This is a genomic window from Desulfuromonas sp. TF, from assembly GCF_000472285.1.
Classification (GTDB): Bacteria; Desulfobacterota; Desulfuromonadia; order Desulfuromonadales; family ATBO01; genus ATBO01.
On record NZ_KI421425.1, the window covers coordinates 1,145 to 18,696 of the forward strand.

At 58.4% G+C, this 17,552-nt stretch carries 14 protein-coding genes; 4 read left to right on the top strand and 10 right to left on the bottom strand.

What is annotated here, in order from left to right; all coding sequences use genetic code 11:
* Positions 1-188: 188 nt before the first annotated feature.
* From tyrS to smc, 9 genes are all read right to left on the bottom strand, one after another.
* On the bottom strand, positions 189-1,406 hold the full coding sequence (gene tyrS, locus DTF_RS0117740) for a tyrosine--tRNA ligase (protein WP_027716410.1): 1,218 nt from the start codon (positions 1,404-1,406) through the stop codon (positions 189-191).
* Between the two features lie 19 nt (positions 1,407-1,425).
* The gene (locus DTF_RS0117745; protein WP_027716411.1) at positions 1,426-2,217 is read right to left on the bottom strand and encodes a TIGR00282 family metallophosphoesterase; all 792 of its coding nucleotides are present in this window, start codon (positions 2,215-2,217) and stop codon (positions 1,426-1,428) included.
* Between the two features lie 98 nt (positions 2,218-2,315).
* On the bottom strand, positions 2,316-3,878 hold the full coding sequence (gene rny, locus DTF_RS0117750) for a ribonuclease Y (RefSeq protein ID WP_027716412.1): 1,563 nt from the start codon (positions 3,876-3,878) through the stop codon (positions 2,316-2,318).
* Between the two features lie 25 nt (positions 3,879-3,903).
* Positions 3,904-4,488: a 5-formyltetrahydrofolate cyclo-ligase gene (locus tag DTF_RS24310; RefSeq protein WP_051361440.1), complete on the bottom strand. Its 585-nt coding sequence runs from the start codon at positions 4,486-4,488 to the stop codon at positions 3,904-3,906.
* A 332-nt stretch (positions 4,489-4,820) separates the two neighbouring features.
* On the bottom strand, positions 4,821-5,195 hold the full coding sequence (locus tag DTF_RS0117760) for a cell division protein ZapA (protein ID WP_027716413.1): 375 nt from the start codon (positions 5,193-5,195) through the stop codon (positions 4,821-4,823).
* A complete protein-coding gene (locus DTF_RS0117765; RefSeq protein ID WP_027716414.1) occupies positions 5,192-5,383 on the bottom strand; it encodes a hypothetical protein in 192 nt (63 codons plus the stop codon). Before DTF_RS0117765 ends, DTF_RS0117760 begins: the two co-directional genes overlap by 4 nt.
* Positions 5,384-5,446: 63 nt before the next feature.
* Positions 5,447-6,688 (bottom strand): signal recognition particle-docking protein FtsY, encoded by a 1,242-nt coding sequence (gene ftsY, locus DTF_RS0117770; RefSeq protein ID WP_027716415.1) that lies wholly within the window; start codon positions 6,686-6,688, stop codon positions 5,447-5,449.
* A 140-nt stretch (positions 6,689-6,828) separates the two neighbouring features.
* Positions 6,829-7,188: a roadblock/LC7 domain-containing protein gene (locus DTF_RS0117775; RefSeq protein WP_027716416.1), complete on the bottom strand. Its 360-nt coding sequence runs from the start codon at positions 7,186-7,188 to the stop codon at positions 6,829-6,831.
* A gap of 14 nt (positions 7,189-7,202) precedes the next feature.
* Positions 7,203-10,721 (bottom strand): chromosome segregation protein SMC, encoded by a 3,519-nt coding sequence (gene smc / locus DTF_RS0117780; protein WP_027716417.1) that lies wholly within the window; start codon positions 10,719-10,721, stop codon positions 7,203-7,205.
* 194 nt (positions 10,722-10,915) lie between these two features.
* Here smc and DTF_RS0117785 point away from each other — a divergent pair, with 194 nt between their 5' ends.
* Both DTF_RS0117785 and DTF_RS0117790 read left to right on the top strand, forming a co-directional pair.
* Positions 10,916-11,791 (top strand): RluA family pseudouridine synthase, encoded by an 876-nt coding sequence (locus DTF_RS0117785; protein ID WP_027716418.1) that lies wholly within the window; start codon positions 10,916-10,918, stop codon positions 11,789-11,791.
* Between the two features lie 39 nt (positions 11,792-11,830).
* On the top strand, positions 11,831-15,031 hold the full coding sequence (locus DTF_RS0117790) for a DUF3971 domain-containing protein (RefSeq protein WP_027716419.1): 3,201 nt from the start codon (positions 11,831-11,833) through the stop codon (positions 15,029-15,031).
* A gap of 58 nt (positions 15,032-15,089) precedes the next feature.
* Here the strand turns inward: DTF_RS0117790 and ubiE are convergent, their stop codons facing one another.
* The gene (gene ubiE, locus DTF_RS0117795) at positions 15,090-15,800 is read right to left on the bottom strand and encodes a bifunctional demethylmenaquinone methyltransferase/2-methoxy-6-polyprenyl-1,4-benzoquinol methylase UbiE (RefSeq protein WP_027716420.1); all 711 of its coding nucleotides are present in this window, start codon (positions 15,798-15,800) and stop codon (positions 15,090-15,092) included.
* A 175-nt stretch (positions 15,801-15,975) separates the two neighbouring features.
* Here ubiE and DTF_RS0117800 point away from each other — a divergent pair, with 175 nt between their 5' ends.
* Complete coding sequence (locus tag DTF_RS0117800) at positions 15,976-16,365, top strand: (deoxy)nucleoside triphosphate pyrophosphohydrolase (RefSeq protein ID WP_027716421.1); 390 nt, start codon at positions 15,976-15,978, stop codon at positions 16,363-16,365.
* A gap of 338 nt (positions 16,366-16,703) precedes the next feature.
* On the top strand, positions 16,704-17,498 hold the full coding sequence (locus DTF_RS0117805) for an IclR family transcriptional regulator (protein WP_081703070.1): 795 nt from the start codon (positions 16,704-16,706) through the stop codon (positions 17,496-17,498).
* Positions 17,499-17,552 lie beyond the last annotated feature (54 nt).

Genomic DNA, 17,552 nt, shown 5'->3' on the forward strand with positions numbered 1-17,552 from the left:
CCTGCCCCGTAGAGCACCTTTCAGCGACGAGCGGTGTTTATACCCGATCACCACCCGACTGTCAAGAACCTTTTTCCTATCTTTCATCTTATTGCCGGGGGGGGATTTTGTCAAATCCGGCCCGTCGCAGCAAGATGCGGACTATAGCCAAAGGAGACCGTCCTGTCAACTCAAATCACAATTAATATTCAACTAAAAATCACGCGGACGAATCGCCTCTTTCCTGCCTGCATCACTACCTCCCCATGGGGACCGATTTCCCTGTCGGGATCGGCCACCTTTTCACCATTCAATTTCACCCCCCCCTGTTTGATGAGACGCCGGGCTTCACCATTGGAGGATACCAAGCCGGTGTCCGTCAACAGACGGCATATCCAGACCGGCTCGGAAGCCTGCATCTTAACCTCGGGAATATCTTCGGGAATCTCTTTCTGCTTGAACTGCTGCACGAAATCTTCTTCGGCCTGCCGGGCTAGGAAATCATCGTAAAACCGGGTCACGAGTTCCCGGGCAAGGGCTTTCTTGCTCTCCATGGGATGGGCACCGTCGGGCTTGCCGAGCACCCCGTCCTTGACGCTCTGCAACATCTCCAGATCGACGTCGGAGAGGAGTTCGTAATACCGGACCATCAGTTCATCGGAAATGCTCATCACCTTGCCGTAGATTTCCTTCGGCTGTTCGGTGATCCCAATATAATTATTCAGCGATTTGCTCATTTTGTTGAACCCGTCCAGCCCCTCGAGCAGGGGCATGGTAAGGACGGTCTGGGGCCGCTGTCCCTCTTGCTTCTGCAGCTCCCGACCAACCAGCAGATTGAACTTCTGGTCGGTCCCGCCGAGTTCCACGTCGGCCCTGAGAGCCACCGAATCATAGCCCTGAACGAGGGGATAGAGGAATTCGTGAATGGCAATGGGCTGCTGTGAAGTGAAGCGCTTGTGAAAATCGTCCCGCTCCAGCATACGGGCCACCGTATGGCGGGCGGCAAGGGCGATGAGATCGGCGGCGGCCATCGGACCCATCCAGGAACTGTTGAAGACAACCTTGGTCCTCTCCGGATCAAGGATCTTGAAAACCTGCTCCTTATAGGTCTGGGCATTCTGCAGAACCTGATCGCGGGTGAGGGGTTTGCGGGTCTCGTTTTTGCCCGTCGGATCCCCGATCATGCCGGTGAAATCGCCGATAAGGAAATAGATCTCATGCCCCAGGTCCTGAAACTGCTTGAGCTTCTGAATCAGGACCGTGTGTCCGACGTGAAGGTCCGGAGCGGTCGGGTCGAAGCCCGCCTTGATTTTCAACGGCACTCCGGTCCGCACCGATTCCCTGAGTTTCTCTTCCAGTTCCGACTCGACCAGAATTTCAACGGCGCCGCGCCGGATGACCTCCATCTGTTCCTGAACCGACCTCATTTCACCTACCCTCTTCCTCTTAGTCACTGTCGCTGATTTCTTCCAGGATCCGGCGCACCGCCTGCGCCCGCCCCGTATTCTCGTCTATGTCAAAGAGAACGCCGCAAAGCACGGCGTCTCTCTTCGCCACCTCGAAGCGAACCGGCAGCTGTGTCAGAAATCTTTCAACCGCCAATTCCTTGCGGATACCGATAACCGAGTCGCGGCTGCCGGTCATCCCGGCATCGGTGATGTATGCCGTCCCCCCCGGGAGAATGCGTTCATCTGCTGTCTGCACATGGGTGTGGGTCCCCACTACCGCCGAAACCCGCCCGTCCAGATAACACCCCATCGCCACCTTTTCACTGGTGGCCTCTGCGTGAAAATCGACCAGGATGACCGGAGTCTTCCGGCGCAGCTCTTCGACCAGTTCATCGGCGGCGCGAAAGGGGCATTCCAGGTTGTTCATGAATACTCGCCCCTCGAGGTTCAGCACTCCTACCTGGATACCGGCCGCGGTGGCGAATATACCGCTGCCCCGGCCGGGAGTGCCGGGTGGATAATTGGCGGGACGCAGCAGGGCCGGGAAACTGTCGAGACAAGGGATGATTTCCCGCTTGTCCCAGATATGGTTGCCGGTGGTGATGACATCCGCCCCAAGATCGAAGAGTTCCTTGGCGATATCCACGGTCAACCCGAAACCGGCGGCAGCGTTTTCCCCATTGACCACGACGAGGTCGACCGCATGCACATCCACGAGGCGGTCAAGCCGCCGGGAAAGGGCAAGTCGGCCGGGGCGGCCAACGACATCACCGACGAAAAGGATTTTCAAAGATTCGACTCCGTCACAAGAGGAGAAAGGAAAAAGGTGAAAGGGCCAAGGAAAAGCGGCAGGGCTTTTCCTTTACCCTTTATTCCTTTCCCTTTTGTTTATTTTGCATATTCGACCGCCCGGGTTTCCCGGATAACATTGACCTTGATCTGTCCGGGATAAGTCATCTCCCCCTCGATCTTTCGGGCGATTTCTCTGGCCAGCACATGAGAATGGGCGTCGGAAACGTCCTCGCTGGAGACCATGACCCGGATCTCCCGGCCAGCCTGAATGGCGAAGCAACTGGTCACTCCACTGAAGGAGGTGCCTATGCGCTCCAGATCCTGCAGACGCTTGACATAGGTTTCGAGCATCTCACGGCGGGCGCCGGGGCGGGCGCCGGAAAGTGCATCGGCGGCCTGCACCAGCACCGCCAGCATCGTCTCGGGCTTTTCGTCCTCGTGGTGGGCTGCCAGGGCATGGACGATTTTGGGTGACTCTCCGTACTTGCGCGCCAGATCGGCGCCGATTACGGCATGGGAGCCCTCGATCTCATGGTCCACCGCCTTGCCGATATCATGCAGAAGACCCGCGCGCTTAGCCTGCTTGATGTTCAGCCCTAGTTCGGCGGCCATGATTCCGCAGAGGAAGGCGACTTCCAGAGAATGCTGGAGAACGTTCTGCCCATAGGAAGTCCGATATTTCAGGCGGCCGATCAGTTTGATGATTTCGGGGTTGATGCCATGCACCCCGACATCGAAGGTCGCCTGCTCGCCGGCCTCGCGGATGGACTCATCCACCTCCTGAGCAGCCTTGTTGACCACCTCTTCGATGCGGGCGGGGTGAATGCGCCCGTCGGCGATGAGCCGTTCCAGCGCCAGACGGGCAACTTCCCTGCGGACGGGATTAAAGCCGGAGATGATCACCGCCTCCGGCGTATCGTCGATGATCAGGTCGATGCCGGTCGCTGCCTCGATAGCGCGGATATTGCGTCCTTCCCGACCAATGATCCTCCCTTTCATTTCGTCCGTGGGAAGCGGCACCACACTAACAGTCTTTTCGGCAACATAGTCACCGGCATATCGCTGAATGGCCAGCGCGAGAATTTCCTTGGCCTTTTTGTCGGCCGTCTCCCTGGCTTCATCCTCGATCTGCTTGATGCGCTTGGCGGCATCATGGCGAGCTTCGCTCTCCATGGTCTGGATGAGTTGCTCCTTGGCCTCTTCCGAGCTCATCCCCGAGAGACGCTCGAGCCGCTCTTTCTGTTCAAGAATGAGGGCTTCGACATCCTGTTCCCGGCTGCGCAGACGCTCTTCCTCCTGGGCCAGATACTTCTCCCCTTTGCCGATTTCCTCCTCACGACTTTCCAGCTGCGAGACCTTGCGGTCCAAGTGCTCCTCTTTCTGAAGCAGCCGTTTTTCCTGGCTCTGGATTTCCCGACGCAGTTCCCGGGATTCTTTCTCCCAGTCGGTCTTGGCCTCGAGGACCGTGTCCTTGGCCTGAATGACCGCTTCCTTGCGGATGGTATCCGCTTCTTTTTTTGCGTCCTCAATGATCTGGGCCGAAGCCCTTTCAGCATTGGCGATTTGCGATTCGGCCAGCTTCCGGCGCAGGAAAATGCCTAAAAAGATCCCGGCGGCCAATGCTGCACCGATCCAGACGAGAGCGATTTCTATTTGCACAATTCGGGTCCTCCTCCACGTGTATTTATGAGCTTGGGTTTAGCGACGGCAGGTCGCCAAATCCGAGAGTATGTTCCTCGGTAATAATCATATCCATACGGACATCGTGAGTTTCCACCGGCAAAGAACTGATCAGCTGCTGTTCGAAACAGAGACCGACCAGCAGGGCGTGAGCTGCGCGCCGATGCAGAATGCGATCGTAAAATCCTTTTCCGTAGCCGAGTCGGTGCCCGGCCATATCAAAGGCAACCCCGGGCACGAGCAGAAGATCGAGCGAGTCCAGGGACATGATCCGGGAACCCTTCGGCTCCGGAATTCCATAGATACCCGGGCAGAGTTCACTCCGGTCCGACACTTCGACAAACTCCAAAGTCGTTCCGCACACACGGGGATAGGCCACCCTCTTGCCGAGACGACGGGATACCGAAAAGATCTCCTCCGTAAAAACCTCGTTCAGGACAGGGCTATAGAGGGCCAGACGATCGGCGGCAGCGAATTCTGGCGAAGCCAGCAGTCGCTCCTGTATCCTGAGGCTCAGTCCCAGACAGGTGGTCGCAGCGAGACCCTTGCGGCGGAGCAACATTTCGTCCCGGATGGATTTTTTCGGCATGGGCAGAGATCCCCGAGTCGGGAAAATCTCTGTAAGGAGGGATCAGATGTGGACAGGATAGTGAACAACGGATCCGAGTTATTCAGCAGACCGACACGCCAGATTAAAGCTCCCTGCGGTGCCCTGGTAAAGAAGCAGGCGCCGAAAAGGGGTTCTCCGTAGTTTCAAGAGCGTCTTCCCAAGTGTGAGATCGGGATAGGGACAGAGCGTCATTACGGAAAAGCTGAAGCATGCCAGAACTCATCTTTTTATGCAAAACGAGGCTTTTGTAACCGGACCACAAAGCGCCGCGAAACCCTTGACGCGATAACCATCTGTCAAACAATCTATCTTTAAATCTCCGAACAGAGATCAGTTTTTCTCAAGCCGGACGGAAGATCATGCCCGATATCCTCTTGAGAATTTTTTTTAGTCCCATCAGCCGCTGGCTCGGGGCACGCCTGTTCAAGGCGAACCAGCAGGTGGCGAATGCGTTCCTCAATTTGCTGATCCGTCGGACTTTGTTCGCTTAATCGAAGGTAGGATCCCGACACGTTCAACAAGGCAAGAACCGCAGCATTCAAGCTATCGACTGTTTTGCTTGCCTTCGCCACTTCCTCGAGCCGGTCATTGACGAAATCTGCAACTTTCCGGATCTCTTCGGGAGGGGCGGCACTCTTAACCATGTACTGTTGACCAAGTATGGTAACCTGGACGGCTTGTTTCAAGGGCTCTCCTGCTCCAGACGATCCAGCTTGGCAAGAATCCTGTCCAGCTCCCTGCGAAAGCGCGCCCGCTCCTCCAGAAGGGCCGATTTTTCCGCGTGAAGGCGCCGACACTCCTCCTCCAGCTCGTCCTTTCTGTTCAGAAGCTGATCGAACTTTTTTTCCAGCCGCAGAACCAGCTCAAAATCCACATGTATATCCTTCCCCAGCTAAGAGGAAATTCTAGGTAAGCAGGCAACGAAAGTCAAGGATTTTCAATCCCTTTGGAAAAGAGCCGCAACGAACAGGTCCGGGTCGAAGGGGCGCAGATCGTCCAGCCCTTCGCCAATCCCCACATATCGCACGGGCAGACCGAGTTCGGCACCAATGGCCACGACCATACCTCCTCGGGCGGTCCCGTCGAGCTTGGTCAGGGCAATCCCCGAAACTGCCACCGCTTCCTGGAACAGCCGCGCCTGGACCAAAGCGTTCTGTCCGGTGGTGGCATCGAGTACCAGCAATGTCTCATGAGGTCCCCCCGGAATTTCCCGGGAGATGACCCGGCGGATCTTTTTCAATTCCTCCATGAGGTTGACCTTGGTGTGCAGACGTCCGGCGGTATCCAGTATGAGAACGTCGGCTTTCCGGGCCACGGCCGCCTTGGCGGCATCGAAGGCCACGGCTGCGGGGTCGGCTCCTTCGGCATGCCGGACGACATCGACACCGGCGCGTTCGCCCCAGATCGCGAGTTGCTCGGCGGCAGCCGCGCGGAAGGTGTCGCCGGCCCCGAGAAGCACTCTTTTTCCCTCTCCGGAAAACTGGTGAGCAAGCTTGCCGATGGTGGTCGTTTTGCCGACGCCGTTCACCCCCACCACCACGATGACAAAGGGGGAGGCGGAATTCAGATCGAGAGGGGCGGCTTCCAGCCGGAGCCGCGTTGCGATCTCGTCCTTGAGGGCATCCCGCAAGGCTTCCGGATCGCCGCCCGCAACCCGTTTCTTCAGGGCCTGGATCAGATCCTGGGTGGTCTTCATGCCGAAATCGGCGGTGATGAGAATCTCCTCGAGCTCTTCCAGAAGGTCGGCATCGACTCCCCTGCTGCCACTGAGCAGGGCATCGATGCGGCCGACCAGGGAAGCCTGTGTCTTGGCCAGACCGGACCGCATCCGTTCGAACAGGCTGACGGCCGGTGGAATCGGCGGCGCTTCGGACTCGACAACGGCCTCGGGCGCCTCCGCCGGCTCCTCCAGTGCTATTTTTTTTCCAGGGGCAGCGGCCTCTTCAATCTCTTCAGCCTCTTCCTTCGCAGCCTCTTCGGGAGGCGCCTCTTCCGATGGAGCGGCTCCCTTCCGGCGTCTGCCGGCACGCAGAAGAACGAAAACGAACAGAAAGACGATCAGAGTGACCAGAATAAAGAAGAGTCCAAGGGCTCCCGGGGTCTGGTAAACTTCCGGGACCCCCATTTCAGCCAGAACACTTGCAACCATCTCTATCCAACGGGAAAACCATTCCATCAGGATACAAACTCCTCTTCAGGACTGAAGGCCTCGCTAAAGACCTTGTTCTCATAACAGAAGACCCGTGCAGTGTTCGGGAAATCAATCCCTCCATTCATGCCCGGGTATACTCTATAACTACCTATGGAAAAGACAGAGGATCAGTCGATTTCCTTCTTCAGAAGAGCAACGCAGCGCCTGGCCTCGAACAGCGCACGGCCGAGAACGTCGTCCCGATTGAGTGTGAGGACCAGAAAATAATCGGGAGTCACCGGCATGATGACAGTCTGAACCTTTTCGGTGGTCACCACAATTTCGCGCACCTGATCATCCTCCAGCCTTCCCACGACCTCCCTCAGATTCTGAAGGATGACCCCCTTGTGGGCTCCGATGACCTTGAGCTCATAGTCGGCGAGATGTCCGGACTGATCAACAGCCTCGCCTTCCCAGTCGGCGAGGATGGCGCCCAGAGCTCCTGGGACCTTGAAGACCAGTTCGCCCAAAAGAGTCTTGAATGACATATCGGCTCCTAGAATTAGTTGATCCGAACCGAAACCAGCTTGGAGACCCCCGGCTCCTCCATTGTGACGCCGTAGAGAGTGTCGGCGATTTCCATCGTGTACTTGTTATGAGTGATGATGATAAATTGCGAAAGCTCCGACATCTCCCGGACTATTTCGTTGAAGCGCCCGATATTGGCATCATCCAGAGGCGCATCGACTTCGTCCAGCATACAAAATGGCGAGGGTTTAACAAGAAAGATGGAGAAAATCAGGGCCACGGCGGTCAGGGCCTTTTCTCCCCCGGAAAGGAGATTAACGCTTTGCAGCTTTTTACCCGGGGGCTGGGCCACAATCTCTATTCCTGTTTCCAGGAGGTCGCTCTCGTCCGTCATCTTAAGCTCCGCCTTGCCGCCGCGGAAAAGACGGGGGAAAACCTCTTGAAATTTAATATTGACTTGATCAAAAGTTTCCCGGAACCGTTTGCGTGTAGTCCGGTTGATTTTGCCGATGGCCGTCTGCAATCCCTCCAGGGACTGTCTAAGATCCTCCTGCTGTGAGGTGAGAAACTCCCAGCGCTCTTCCAACCCCCGGAATTCCTCAATGGCGGTGAGATTCACTTCGCCGATATCATCGATCAGCCTTTGCAGCTCCTGCAGTCTCCGCCGCCCTTTTTCGGCATCGAAGTCCTCGGCCGCTTCTCCCAGCCCCTCGGCGAGATCAACCCGGAAGCGCTCCAGGATGTTCTGTCGCAGGTGATCGGCCTCCATGCCGACTTCCCTGGTTTTCAGCAGCAGGGCACCCAATCCGTCACGGGCCTGGTTGAGGCGGCCGCGAAACTCCTTGAGCACGGTTTCCTGCTCCTCGATCCGCCGGCTCCCGTCCTCGAATCGATCCCGGACGCGATCGAAGCGGACCTTTTCCTCTTCCCTTCGGGCGAAGAGCAGATCGAGCTCGGTGTGCAGTCTTTCCTGTTCTGCCTGCAGCCGTTCCGTCTCCCGACCGCCTTCCTCGACTTGGCCGTGCAGCAAAGCGGTTCGACCTCGAAGTTCCCCGCGCATCGTCGCCAGCCGCTCGAGGCTTCGGCGCCCGCTCTCCTCCCGTTCGCGGATGCTGGCAACGGCCACCTTGAGGGTTGTCACCTGCTCCCGAAGCACTTCCATTTCCCGCCTCTGCACCTGCAGTTCTTCCTGAAGGCGAGTCACGCTCTCCTCCTGCTCCTTCTTGAGCCGCTCCCTCTCATCACGCCCCCGGGAGGCCTCCCCGAGCTGCCGCTCCAAGTCCTCCCTCTCTTCGTGCAGCTGGTCCTCCTCGAGGCTGAGAACTTCCAGACGCTCCTGCAGGCGGGAGGACTCCTCTTCCATCCGGGTGAGGTCTTTTTCGATGTCGGCCTGCTTGAGTTCCACGCGATGCAGTGCGGCTTCCATCTCCTGCACCCCCTCCTCTGTCCCGGTCAGGTTCTCACGAAGACTCAGCCGCTCCTGCTGCAATTTCTCGACATCCCCCGAGAGCTGCTCCACCCGGGCGGTCAGCTCCTTGATTTCGCGTTTCTTGTGCAAAAGCCCCTGATCCAGGGTTTCCCGCCCGCCTCCGGTCAACTCTCCGCGGGGGCTCAGCACCGCACCGGCCGTCGTCACCAGCGTGACTCCCGGCGGCGATCCGCCATCGAGGAAAGGTCTCAGGCTTTCCACAACGAATACGCCGGAGAGAAGCGCCGACACTTCCTTCCCTGCTTCCTCGGCAACCATCACCAGAGCGCTCAGGGGGGTCCCTCCTTCCACCGGGAGAGAGGACGAGGGAGGAAACCCGGGCAGCAAAAAAGTGCATCGTCCACTCTTATCGGAGAGAAAGTTCAGGGCCTCCACGGCGTCCGCGGAGCAGGGAGCGAGCAGCGACTGCAGCCGATCGCCCAGAACCGCCTCCACTGCCGCTTCATAGGGAGCAGGCACTTCCAGCACATCGGCAATCATGCGGCCGAAGCGCTTTCGAAACGCGTCCTCACCCAGCAGGGTTCTCACCCCGCCGCCGTATCCTTCAAGATCCCTTTCCAGTTGCCGCAGAGAGTCGAGGCGGGACCGGTGGCGATGATGCTCCTCCCGTCGTACAAGGAGGGCGTTTTCGGCCTCTTCCAGGCGGTGGCGCAGCATCCGCAATGTTTCCCGCCCCTCTTCCAGTTCCGTCTGCAGAAAAGTTCGGCGTTCCCTGACTTCCTGCTGCAATCTCTTCAGCTCGTCGGTTCGTGCCTCGACTTCCGCCTGCTGTTCACGGATGCCTACGGCTTCGCTGCGATTGCGCGCCGCTCGTTCTTCAAGCCCCTGCAATCGCCTTCGCGCCTCTTCGTGAACGGCGCCCATTCGGGACAGATCGGTCAGCAGATTGTAGAGATCGGTGCGCGCCCCCTCGAGACGATCGGCCAGGGTCTGTTCCTGACAGGCAAGTTCGTCAACAAGAGACTCGCCTTCGGAAAGACGCCGGATCTCCCGGTCGAGCCCGGACCCCAGCTCAACCTGAGTTTGCCTCAGGGCGGCTTCCTCCCGATCCAACTCGTCAAGGCGCCGGGCGACCTCTTCACCCTCGGCGGCCAGACGCTCCTTCTGCCGGTCCAGATTGCTCAGTTCCCTGGCACCCAGCTCTATCCGGCTCTCGACCTTCTGAATCTCGCTGGTGAGATGAAAAACTCGCTCCTGCCCAAGGGTGACTTCCTTTTCCATCCCGATCTGAAGCAGGCGCAGTTCCTCCAGCCTCAGTTCGCCCTCCTCCGACTGTCCCCCCACCCTGTCGAGCTCCTGCCGGGCGGTCTTCTCCTCGCCGGAAAGACGGGCGAGATCATCCTGAAGAAACCGGTACCGCTCCAGGGCGAACCGCGTTTCGATCTTTTTGAGTTCCTCCCGGTAGGCTCGGTATCTTTCGGCCTTCTGGGCCTGTCGCTTGAGATTGTTCATCTGGCGACGAACCTCGGAAACGATGTCTCCGAGCCGCAGCAGATTCTGTTTGGTGGCGTCGATCTTGCGCAGCGCCGATTTTTTTCGGGATTTGTACTTGGTGATCCCGGCTGCCTCCTCGATGAGGAAGCGGCGATCCTCGGGCTTGGCACTGAGGATCATGCCGATCTTTCCCTGTTCGATAATAGAGTAGGCTCGAGCGCCGACCCCCGTATCCATGAACAACTCGGTAATATCCAGAAGACGACAGGGGGTTTTATTGAGGTGGTATTCGCTCTCACCGTTGCGATACAATCGCCGGGTGACCATGATTTCCGCATAGTCGCTGAACCGGGGGGGCGACGAGCCGTCGTCGTTGACAAAGGTCAGCGACACCTCGGCCATCCCCAGGGGCTTGCGGGACTCGCTGCCGCCGAATATGACATCCTCCATGGAGCGGCCGCGCAGATTCTTGGCATTCTGTTCCCCCATGGCCCAGCGGATGGCGTCCACAATGTTGCTTTTACCGCAGCCGTTGGGCCCCACCACGGCGGTGGTGCCTTCCTGAAAGTCGAGAGATACCCGATCAACGAAGGATTTGAAGCCGATGATGTCTACGCGCTTGATTCGCATCTGGAATACAGTGACCGCCCGGGGAAAAGGTCTTTCTCGAGAATTTCGGCGCCTCATGTTAACAAGGTCCAAATACCATGTAAAGAACTAAGCGGCTTCGCATCATGGACCGAAGGCGCAGCGCAGACACTCAGTCCTTGCCTGTCGGACGGGACAGGTTTAAGATGGGGCCCATGATGACGACGGAATGGAGCTTGACCGACAAAGAAGACGGACTGACCGCTCTCGATGTGCTGCGGGAAAGGATCCCCGCCGCGCCGGTCTCCTACCTGCGGCAGCTTCTGCGCCGCGGCAAGGTGCGCAGGGAGGGGCTGGCCCTGACCGAAACCACCGCCCTTCGGGCCGGAGAGCGGATCACCCTTCCCGGCAGCCGGCGGTTTGAGGAACTGCTTGCGAGCCCTCCCGCCGGAGAAGTGGAGATACTTTTCGAAAGCCGTGAACTTCTGGTGGTCTTCAAGGCGGCCGGGCTGGCGACGCATCGGGGTGAGGGGCACGAGGAGGACAACCTTCTGGACCGGGTTCAGGAAATGATTAAAAAACGCCGGGCGCCCTTCATGGTGGCTCCGGCCCACCGCCTCGATGCGGGAACCTCGGGGCCGGTCCTCTTCGGCAAGGGCCGCAGGGCCGCCGGTCTGCTGGGAAAACTCTTCATGGAAGACGGGGTGGAAAAGATCTACCTTGGGCTGGCCGCCGGAAAGATTTCCGGCGCCGGACTGCTCTGCTCGCCCGTGCCGGCCAAGGGAAAAGAGAAAGAGGCGCAGACCGCCTTTTCCGTCCTTGCCTCCGGAAGCGGTTTTTCCCTTCTGGAGCTGCGCCTGCACAGCGGCCGCACCCACCAGATCCGCCATCAGCTTGCCGAAGCGGGCCACCCCCTGGCCGGTGACCGGCGCTACGGCGGCCCCCTTCTGCCCGGACTCGACCATCCGTTCCTCCATTGCCGGCGCCTGGCCCTGCAGGATCCCTTCAGCGGTCAACCCCTGGCTATCGAGTCGCCCCTCCCGGAAGATCTCGGGGACGTCCTCCGTACACTCGGCGTGGAGTTCCCTTTCCGGGACCACGAATCGGGGTAAAATGACGCCTTTCATCCATCCCTTCGCCCTTGGATCGTCATGACCCTCCGCCGCCCCCTGCTTATTACCCTTGGTTTGCTGGCTCTATCGGCATCGATTGCGATTGGGGTTTTCGTCTATACCTTCGATCTCAACCGTTACCGAGGCGAAATTGCCCACAATCTTGCGACGGCCCTCGACCGCCCCGTCCTTTTGGGAGAAGCGCGCCTTTCCTTGCGCCCCGGCCTCGCCCTCTCCTTTGCCGATCTGCGGGTCGGCTCTATCGACTCGGGAACGGACGAACTCTCAGCCGACCACATGGCTCTCCTCATCGATCCATGGCCCTTGCTGAAGGGAGAGCTCATCTTCCGTGAAGTTGCCCTGGACGCTCCCCGACTCACCCTGACCCTAGGTCCTCCCAAGGCAGACGGCCCGCCGGGACCATCCGGAAGGGAGCACGGCCTGCTCAAAACCACCCTGATCCACACCCTCAAAATCGAAAACGGCGGCCTTCTTCTTCAGGACCGCCGGAACCCCGACCGCCCGGTGGTTTACGAAATGCAGGATATCCGGGGACAGCTCACCGACCTCTCCCTCGAACGTCCCTGGCGCATGGACCTTCTCGCCGCTCTGGTCCAGGGGCAAAAAACCGCCGCCCTGACCCTTGCGGGCGAAGTCACTCCGCCGGCAGACCTTGCCCGGTGGAGCGAAGCCCGCCTCGATGTTCAACTGGGGGCGCAGGGGCTGGATCCCATGTCCTTGCTGCCGCGCCATGCGGCCTCAGACACCTTTAAAACCGAAGGCAGCCTTTCCCTGCAGATCAACCTGACCGGCGCCCCGGCTTCGGGCCTGCGGGTTGAGGGCGCACTGAAGTCGACGGACTTCTCACTGCATCTTCCCCGCCTTTACCGCTCCCCTCTGCCTCTTCACCAGGCGTCGATAAAATCCACCTGGACGGCGGCAGCCGACACCCACGAATTCACTGATCTGACCTTCACAGCGGATGAGATCGCCCTTGCGGGCAACCTGTCGCTGCGCCGCCAGGAGGAAAAATTCTGGCTGGAGGGGGAGCTGTCGAGTCCCGTGCTTTCCCTGGATAGGATCCGCCGTTTTCTTCCTGACCGCAAATCTCCACTGGCGGCCCTGATCAAGAAGGACCTGACCGGCGGCACATTGCGTCTCGAAGGCGTTCGTTTAGCCGGCTATCCCGATCAGGTCCTGCAATACGCGCGATTTCCCCTGCAGGAGGGGAACCTTTCGGTGCAGAATGCCGCCTTCCGCCTCGATCAAGGAGAGGCCGTCACGGGCATCTCCATTGACGCCGCATGGAATGAGCGTCGCCTCATCATGAAGGAAGGCCGAGGAGTTGCTTACGAGTCTCCCTTCGACTTCTCCGGCTCTCTGACATTCTCCGGACAGGGGTCTCCCGAAGTGGATATCTCTGCCATGGGTACCGCTTCTTCGGAAAAGCTGCTGTCTCTTGTCCCGATGGAAAAACAATCAGGCATTCTGCTCCACGGACCCGTTTCCGTTGCCTTAAAGCTCGGCGGAACTTTCGAGCGGCTGGTGGTGGATCTGCAGGCGGATCTGAAACACCTCAGCGGCCGCATGGCTGACAAAATCACCAAGCCTGCCGGTTTGTCCGGAAATCTCTTCGTTACCGGCGAGATCAGCGCCGGCCGCCTGGAGCTGAGCCACAGCCGCTTATCCATTCCGCCATTGGAATTGCGGGCGCGGGGCTCCCTGGAAAGGTCTGAGGCCAGAGGCTTTTCCCTGGTACTGGACATCGCGCCCCTTGATCTTCAGAAGGCCCCCTTCCGCACCCCCCTGCTGGAGAAATTCTCTCCCAGAGGGGAAATTGCCGCCCATTACGAAATGGAAGGGAGGGCAGGAAAAATAGACCGGCGAGGAGGAACGGTATCCCTGCGGGACTTCGGCATCCACCTCCCCGGCCCGGTGGGCGATATAAGCCAGGCCAACGGGGAAATACTCCTCCGGAAAGACCGGGCGGAAACGTCCCGCATCACCGCACTGCTCGGCTCCTCTCTGGTGGAGGCCGAGGGGAGCCTGGAGGATTTTTCCGACCCCCGTCTCGAATTATGGGTGCGAAGCCAGGCGATCAGGGCGAACGATCTGATCTTTCCTTCCGACCGGGCGGTGCTCCGTGACGTCGACGGACACCTGGTCATCACCAGGAAAGGTATTGATTTCGCGCCGGTCAAAGTCCGCCTCGATGGAGGAACCCGGGCCACGGTGAGTGGGACCCTGCGCAACTTCAAGGCCCCGGAAACCACGCTGGAAATCACGGCGGATTATGGAAACATCGATGAGGTCATAGCTCTCTGGAGTCAAACTCGGGACAAGGTGCCGTCAGGACCTAAAAAGCGGAGAAAAGTTGGGCTGTACATCGATGCCCGGGTTAGGGAAGGGGTTCTGGGTCCGCTGCACTTTCAGGACGCTCGGGGGGAAATCACTTTGAATGAGGGGGTTCTGAACATTTTTCCCCTTCGATTCTCCGCCGGGTCGGGCTCCTGCATGGGGCAGGTCGTCGTCGACGGCAGTAGCGGTCCGCCATCGCTGCTGAAAATATCCGGACACATGGAAAACATCGATGCCGCCGCGCTGCATCATGAGCTTCTAAAAAAAAGAGGCCTGATCACCGGCACCATGAGCAGCGACTTCTATCTTGAGGGGCGAGCCGGCAAGGACTTTCTGGCCACCTCGCTCGGCGGCTTCGACCTCAAGGTCAGGGACGGGGTTTTGCTCAAATTCAGGTCCCTCTCCAGGGTCTTTTCTCTTCTGAACGTATCGCAGATCCTCTCCCTTCAGCTTCCGGACCTGGACCAGAAAGGGATGCCCTTCGAGCGACTGACCGGGACCTTCGGCCTGCGAGGAGGAATCCTTTCCACCGAAGATCTTTTCGTTAAAAGCAATGCCATGAATCTCTCACTGGTGGGAGATGCCGACTTGGGGAAGGGTACCGTCGACTTGGTCCTGGGAGTCAAACCGCTCCGGACAGTTGACAAAATCATCACCCAGATCCCCATCGCAGGCTGGCTGCTGGCCGGAGAGGAAAAAGCCCTCATCACGGCTCATTTCCATATCAAAGGCAGAAGCGACGATCCCGAAGTCATACCTGTTCCCATCACGTCGGTCTCGGAAAAAGTCCGGGGTATTTTCAGGAGAGTCCTGGAACTGCCGGGAAAAGTAATTACGGATATGGAGAATGTTCTCGGAGGCGAGAAGGAACAGAAGGAATAGAAGGCGCTGTGGCAGATGGCTGATGAGCTCTCGAGGGAGCGAACTTACCGGCCCGCTCTCAGCCTTTCTCACCGACGTAAACCGTGGCGATGCCGCAGGTCAGATCGTGGTGCCGCAGGTTGACAAAGCCCGCTTGGCCCATCAGCGCCTTAAAGGACTGCTGGTCGGGAAATTCCAGGACCGAATCGGGAAGATACTGGTAGGCGCTGCGTTTTGAGAGAAGGCCTCCGACACAGGGGAGGATACGGCGGAAATAGAAGTAGTACAGGGATTTGAAAAGACGGCTTTTCGGATTCGAGAACTCCAGGATGACCGCCCGACCGCCGGGTTTCAGCACCCGATGCATCTCCCTGAGCCCCTCCAGGCGATCGACCACGTTGCGGATTCCGAAGGCGATGGTGACGCCGTCGAAAATGGCGGAAGGGTGGGGCATGGCTTCACAGGGAGCATTGACAAGGGCGATGCGCCGCCTGTAGGGAGATTTTGCGATCTTCTCCATCCCCTGAACCAGCATTCCCTGGGTGAAATCCTCACCCACTATCGTGACGGAATCGGGGGTCCGGGAGGCGATCTCCAGTGCCACATCCCCCGTGCCGGTAGCCACGTCCAGCACTTTTCCACCATTGGGAATCTGCAGCTGGCCCACGGCAAATCTCCGCCAACGCCGGTCGATGCCGAGGGAAAGCAGGCGATTGAGAAGATCGTAACGGGGTGCGATGGCATCGAACATGTCGCGAATGCCACGCCCTTTTTCGGAAAGGTTGAACATGGCGGAACTCCGGTTGTCTGCGAATACCAAGAAGGTTCAGCGGGGGCCATCTTTTACCATATCGCTGCCGTTCTGTCAGCAAAAAAGCCTTTCGTCTGACCGGCTCCCGCCCCTATACTGACCATTATTCCGCCATCCGACACCCCCGTGAATAACACTTCTATCCAGGAGCCCCATGATACCCCTCATTGTCACCGCCGCCGTCATCCGTGACGGCGATGCCATACTCATCACCCGCCGGCCGCAGGAGAGTCGGCACGGAGGGATGTGGGAATTCCCCGGGGGCAAGCTCGATGCCGGCGAATCCCCGCAAGAGTGCCTGAGCCGCGAGATACTCGAAGAACTCGGTCTGGAGGTGGCCGTGGAATCGATCTTCGAAATCGCCTACCATCGCTACGAGTGGGGGCCGGTTCTGATTCTGGCTTTTGAATGCCGCGTTTTGAACGGTGAGATCCGGCACATCGGAATCTCTGATCACCGCTGGGTTTCCCCGGAAGAAATGCGCCTTTATGATATCCTTCCCGCTGATCGCCCGATCATCGCCAAACTTCTAAAATCGGTTTAGCTCCCCCTCTCCAACGCTCGGCCGCCTTAGAGGCGAGAGGCCCCTTCATAAAACATAATTATTTATACCTCTGCCAAATCGCATTTCGGCTCCCAGTTCATGGACGGTTAAACAGGATGTTTTATGGCAAAATAAAATGGCTTTATGCTCTGCAAAAAATAAATTGCCGCAAGAAATATGCTACACTTTGTCCCTGGTCGCAGACCTGCTAATGGATAAAAATATAAGTTGACACAAATAAAACGGTGTATTACTTGTTTAAGGTGCCAGGTTTTTGACCGCCTGCAATAAACCATCCGGAAGCCTCGGAAGGACTGTCTCGACACAGTCGGCACCGAGTGGCAGTCCGCGTTTCCCCAAGGAGCCTCCCATTGCCCGCCAGAGGTAAAGATTCATACTCCATCCAGTCAGTTGAAAACGCCTTAGACGTTCTTGAAGCCCTCTGCGACGAAGGAGACGAAGTCCGGATAAGCCGCTTGAGCGAACGACTCAACATGAACAAAACAAGCGTATTCCGCCTGCTTGCCACCTTCGAGAACCGGGGGTATGTTGAGCGGGAAGCAGATTCGGGTACGTATCGTCTGGGGCTTTCGGCTTATGAGATCGGACAGAAATTCCTATCCCGCATGGCACTCCTGCGCAAGGCCAAGCCGGTCATGGAACGTCTGGTCCGGGAATGCAATGAGGCGGCATATCTCGCGGTGCGGCGAGAAGAAGAAGTGCTTTTCTTCGACATGGTGGATACCACTCATCAGGTCAAGATCGTTTCCCTGGTGGGAAGACGCTATCCCCTTGCGGCCACCTCGGCAGGCAAGGTAATCCTTGCCAACGCCGCCGTCCGGGATGAGGGAACCGGGAAACAGGACGATTATGACGGCCTGGCGGACGAATATTCCGCCATCCGCAAGGAAGGGGCCTTTCTCGACCGGGGAGCTCTCGGCGAGGGGATTGCCAGCGTAGCGGTTCCGCTCTACCGGGCAGGAGGGGAGATTCCCGGCAGCCTTTGTTTCGTCGGGCCTGATTTCCGGATGTCCCCCGAGAAAATCGAGAAAGAATTTCTTCCGCAGCTGAAGGAGGCGGGAGAAGTCATTTCCTCAATGCTCGGCCACCTTGGAAGTTACATTGGAAACTAACTTAATGGCTTCTCAATAACTCAGAGGATGGCGACGCCATCCATCTTCCCAGAC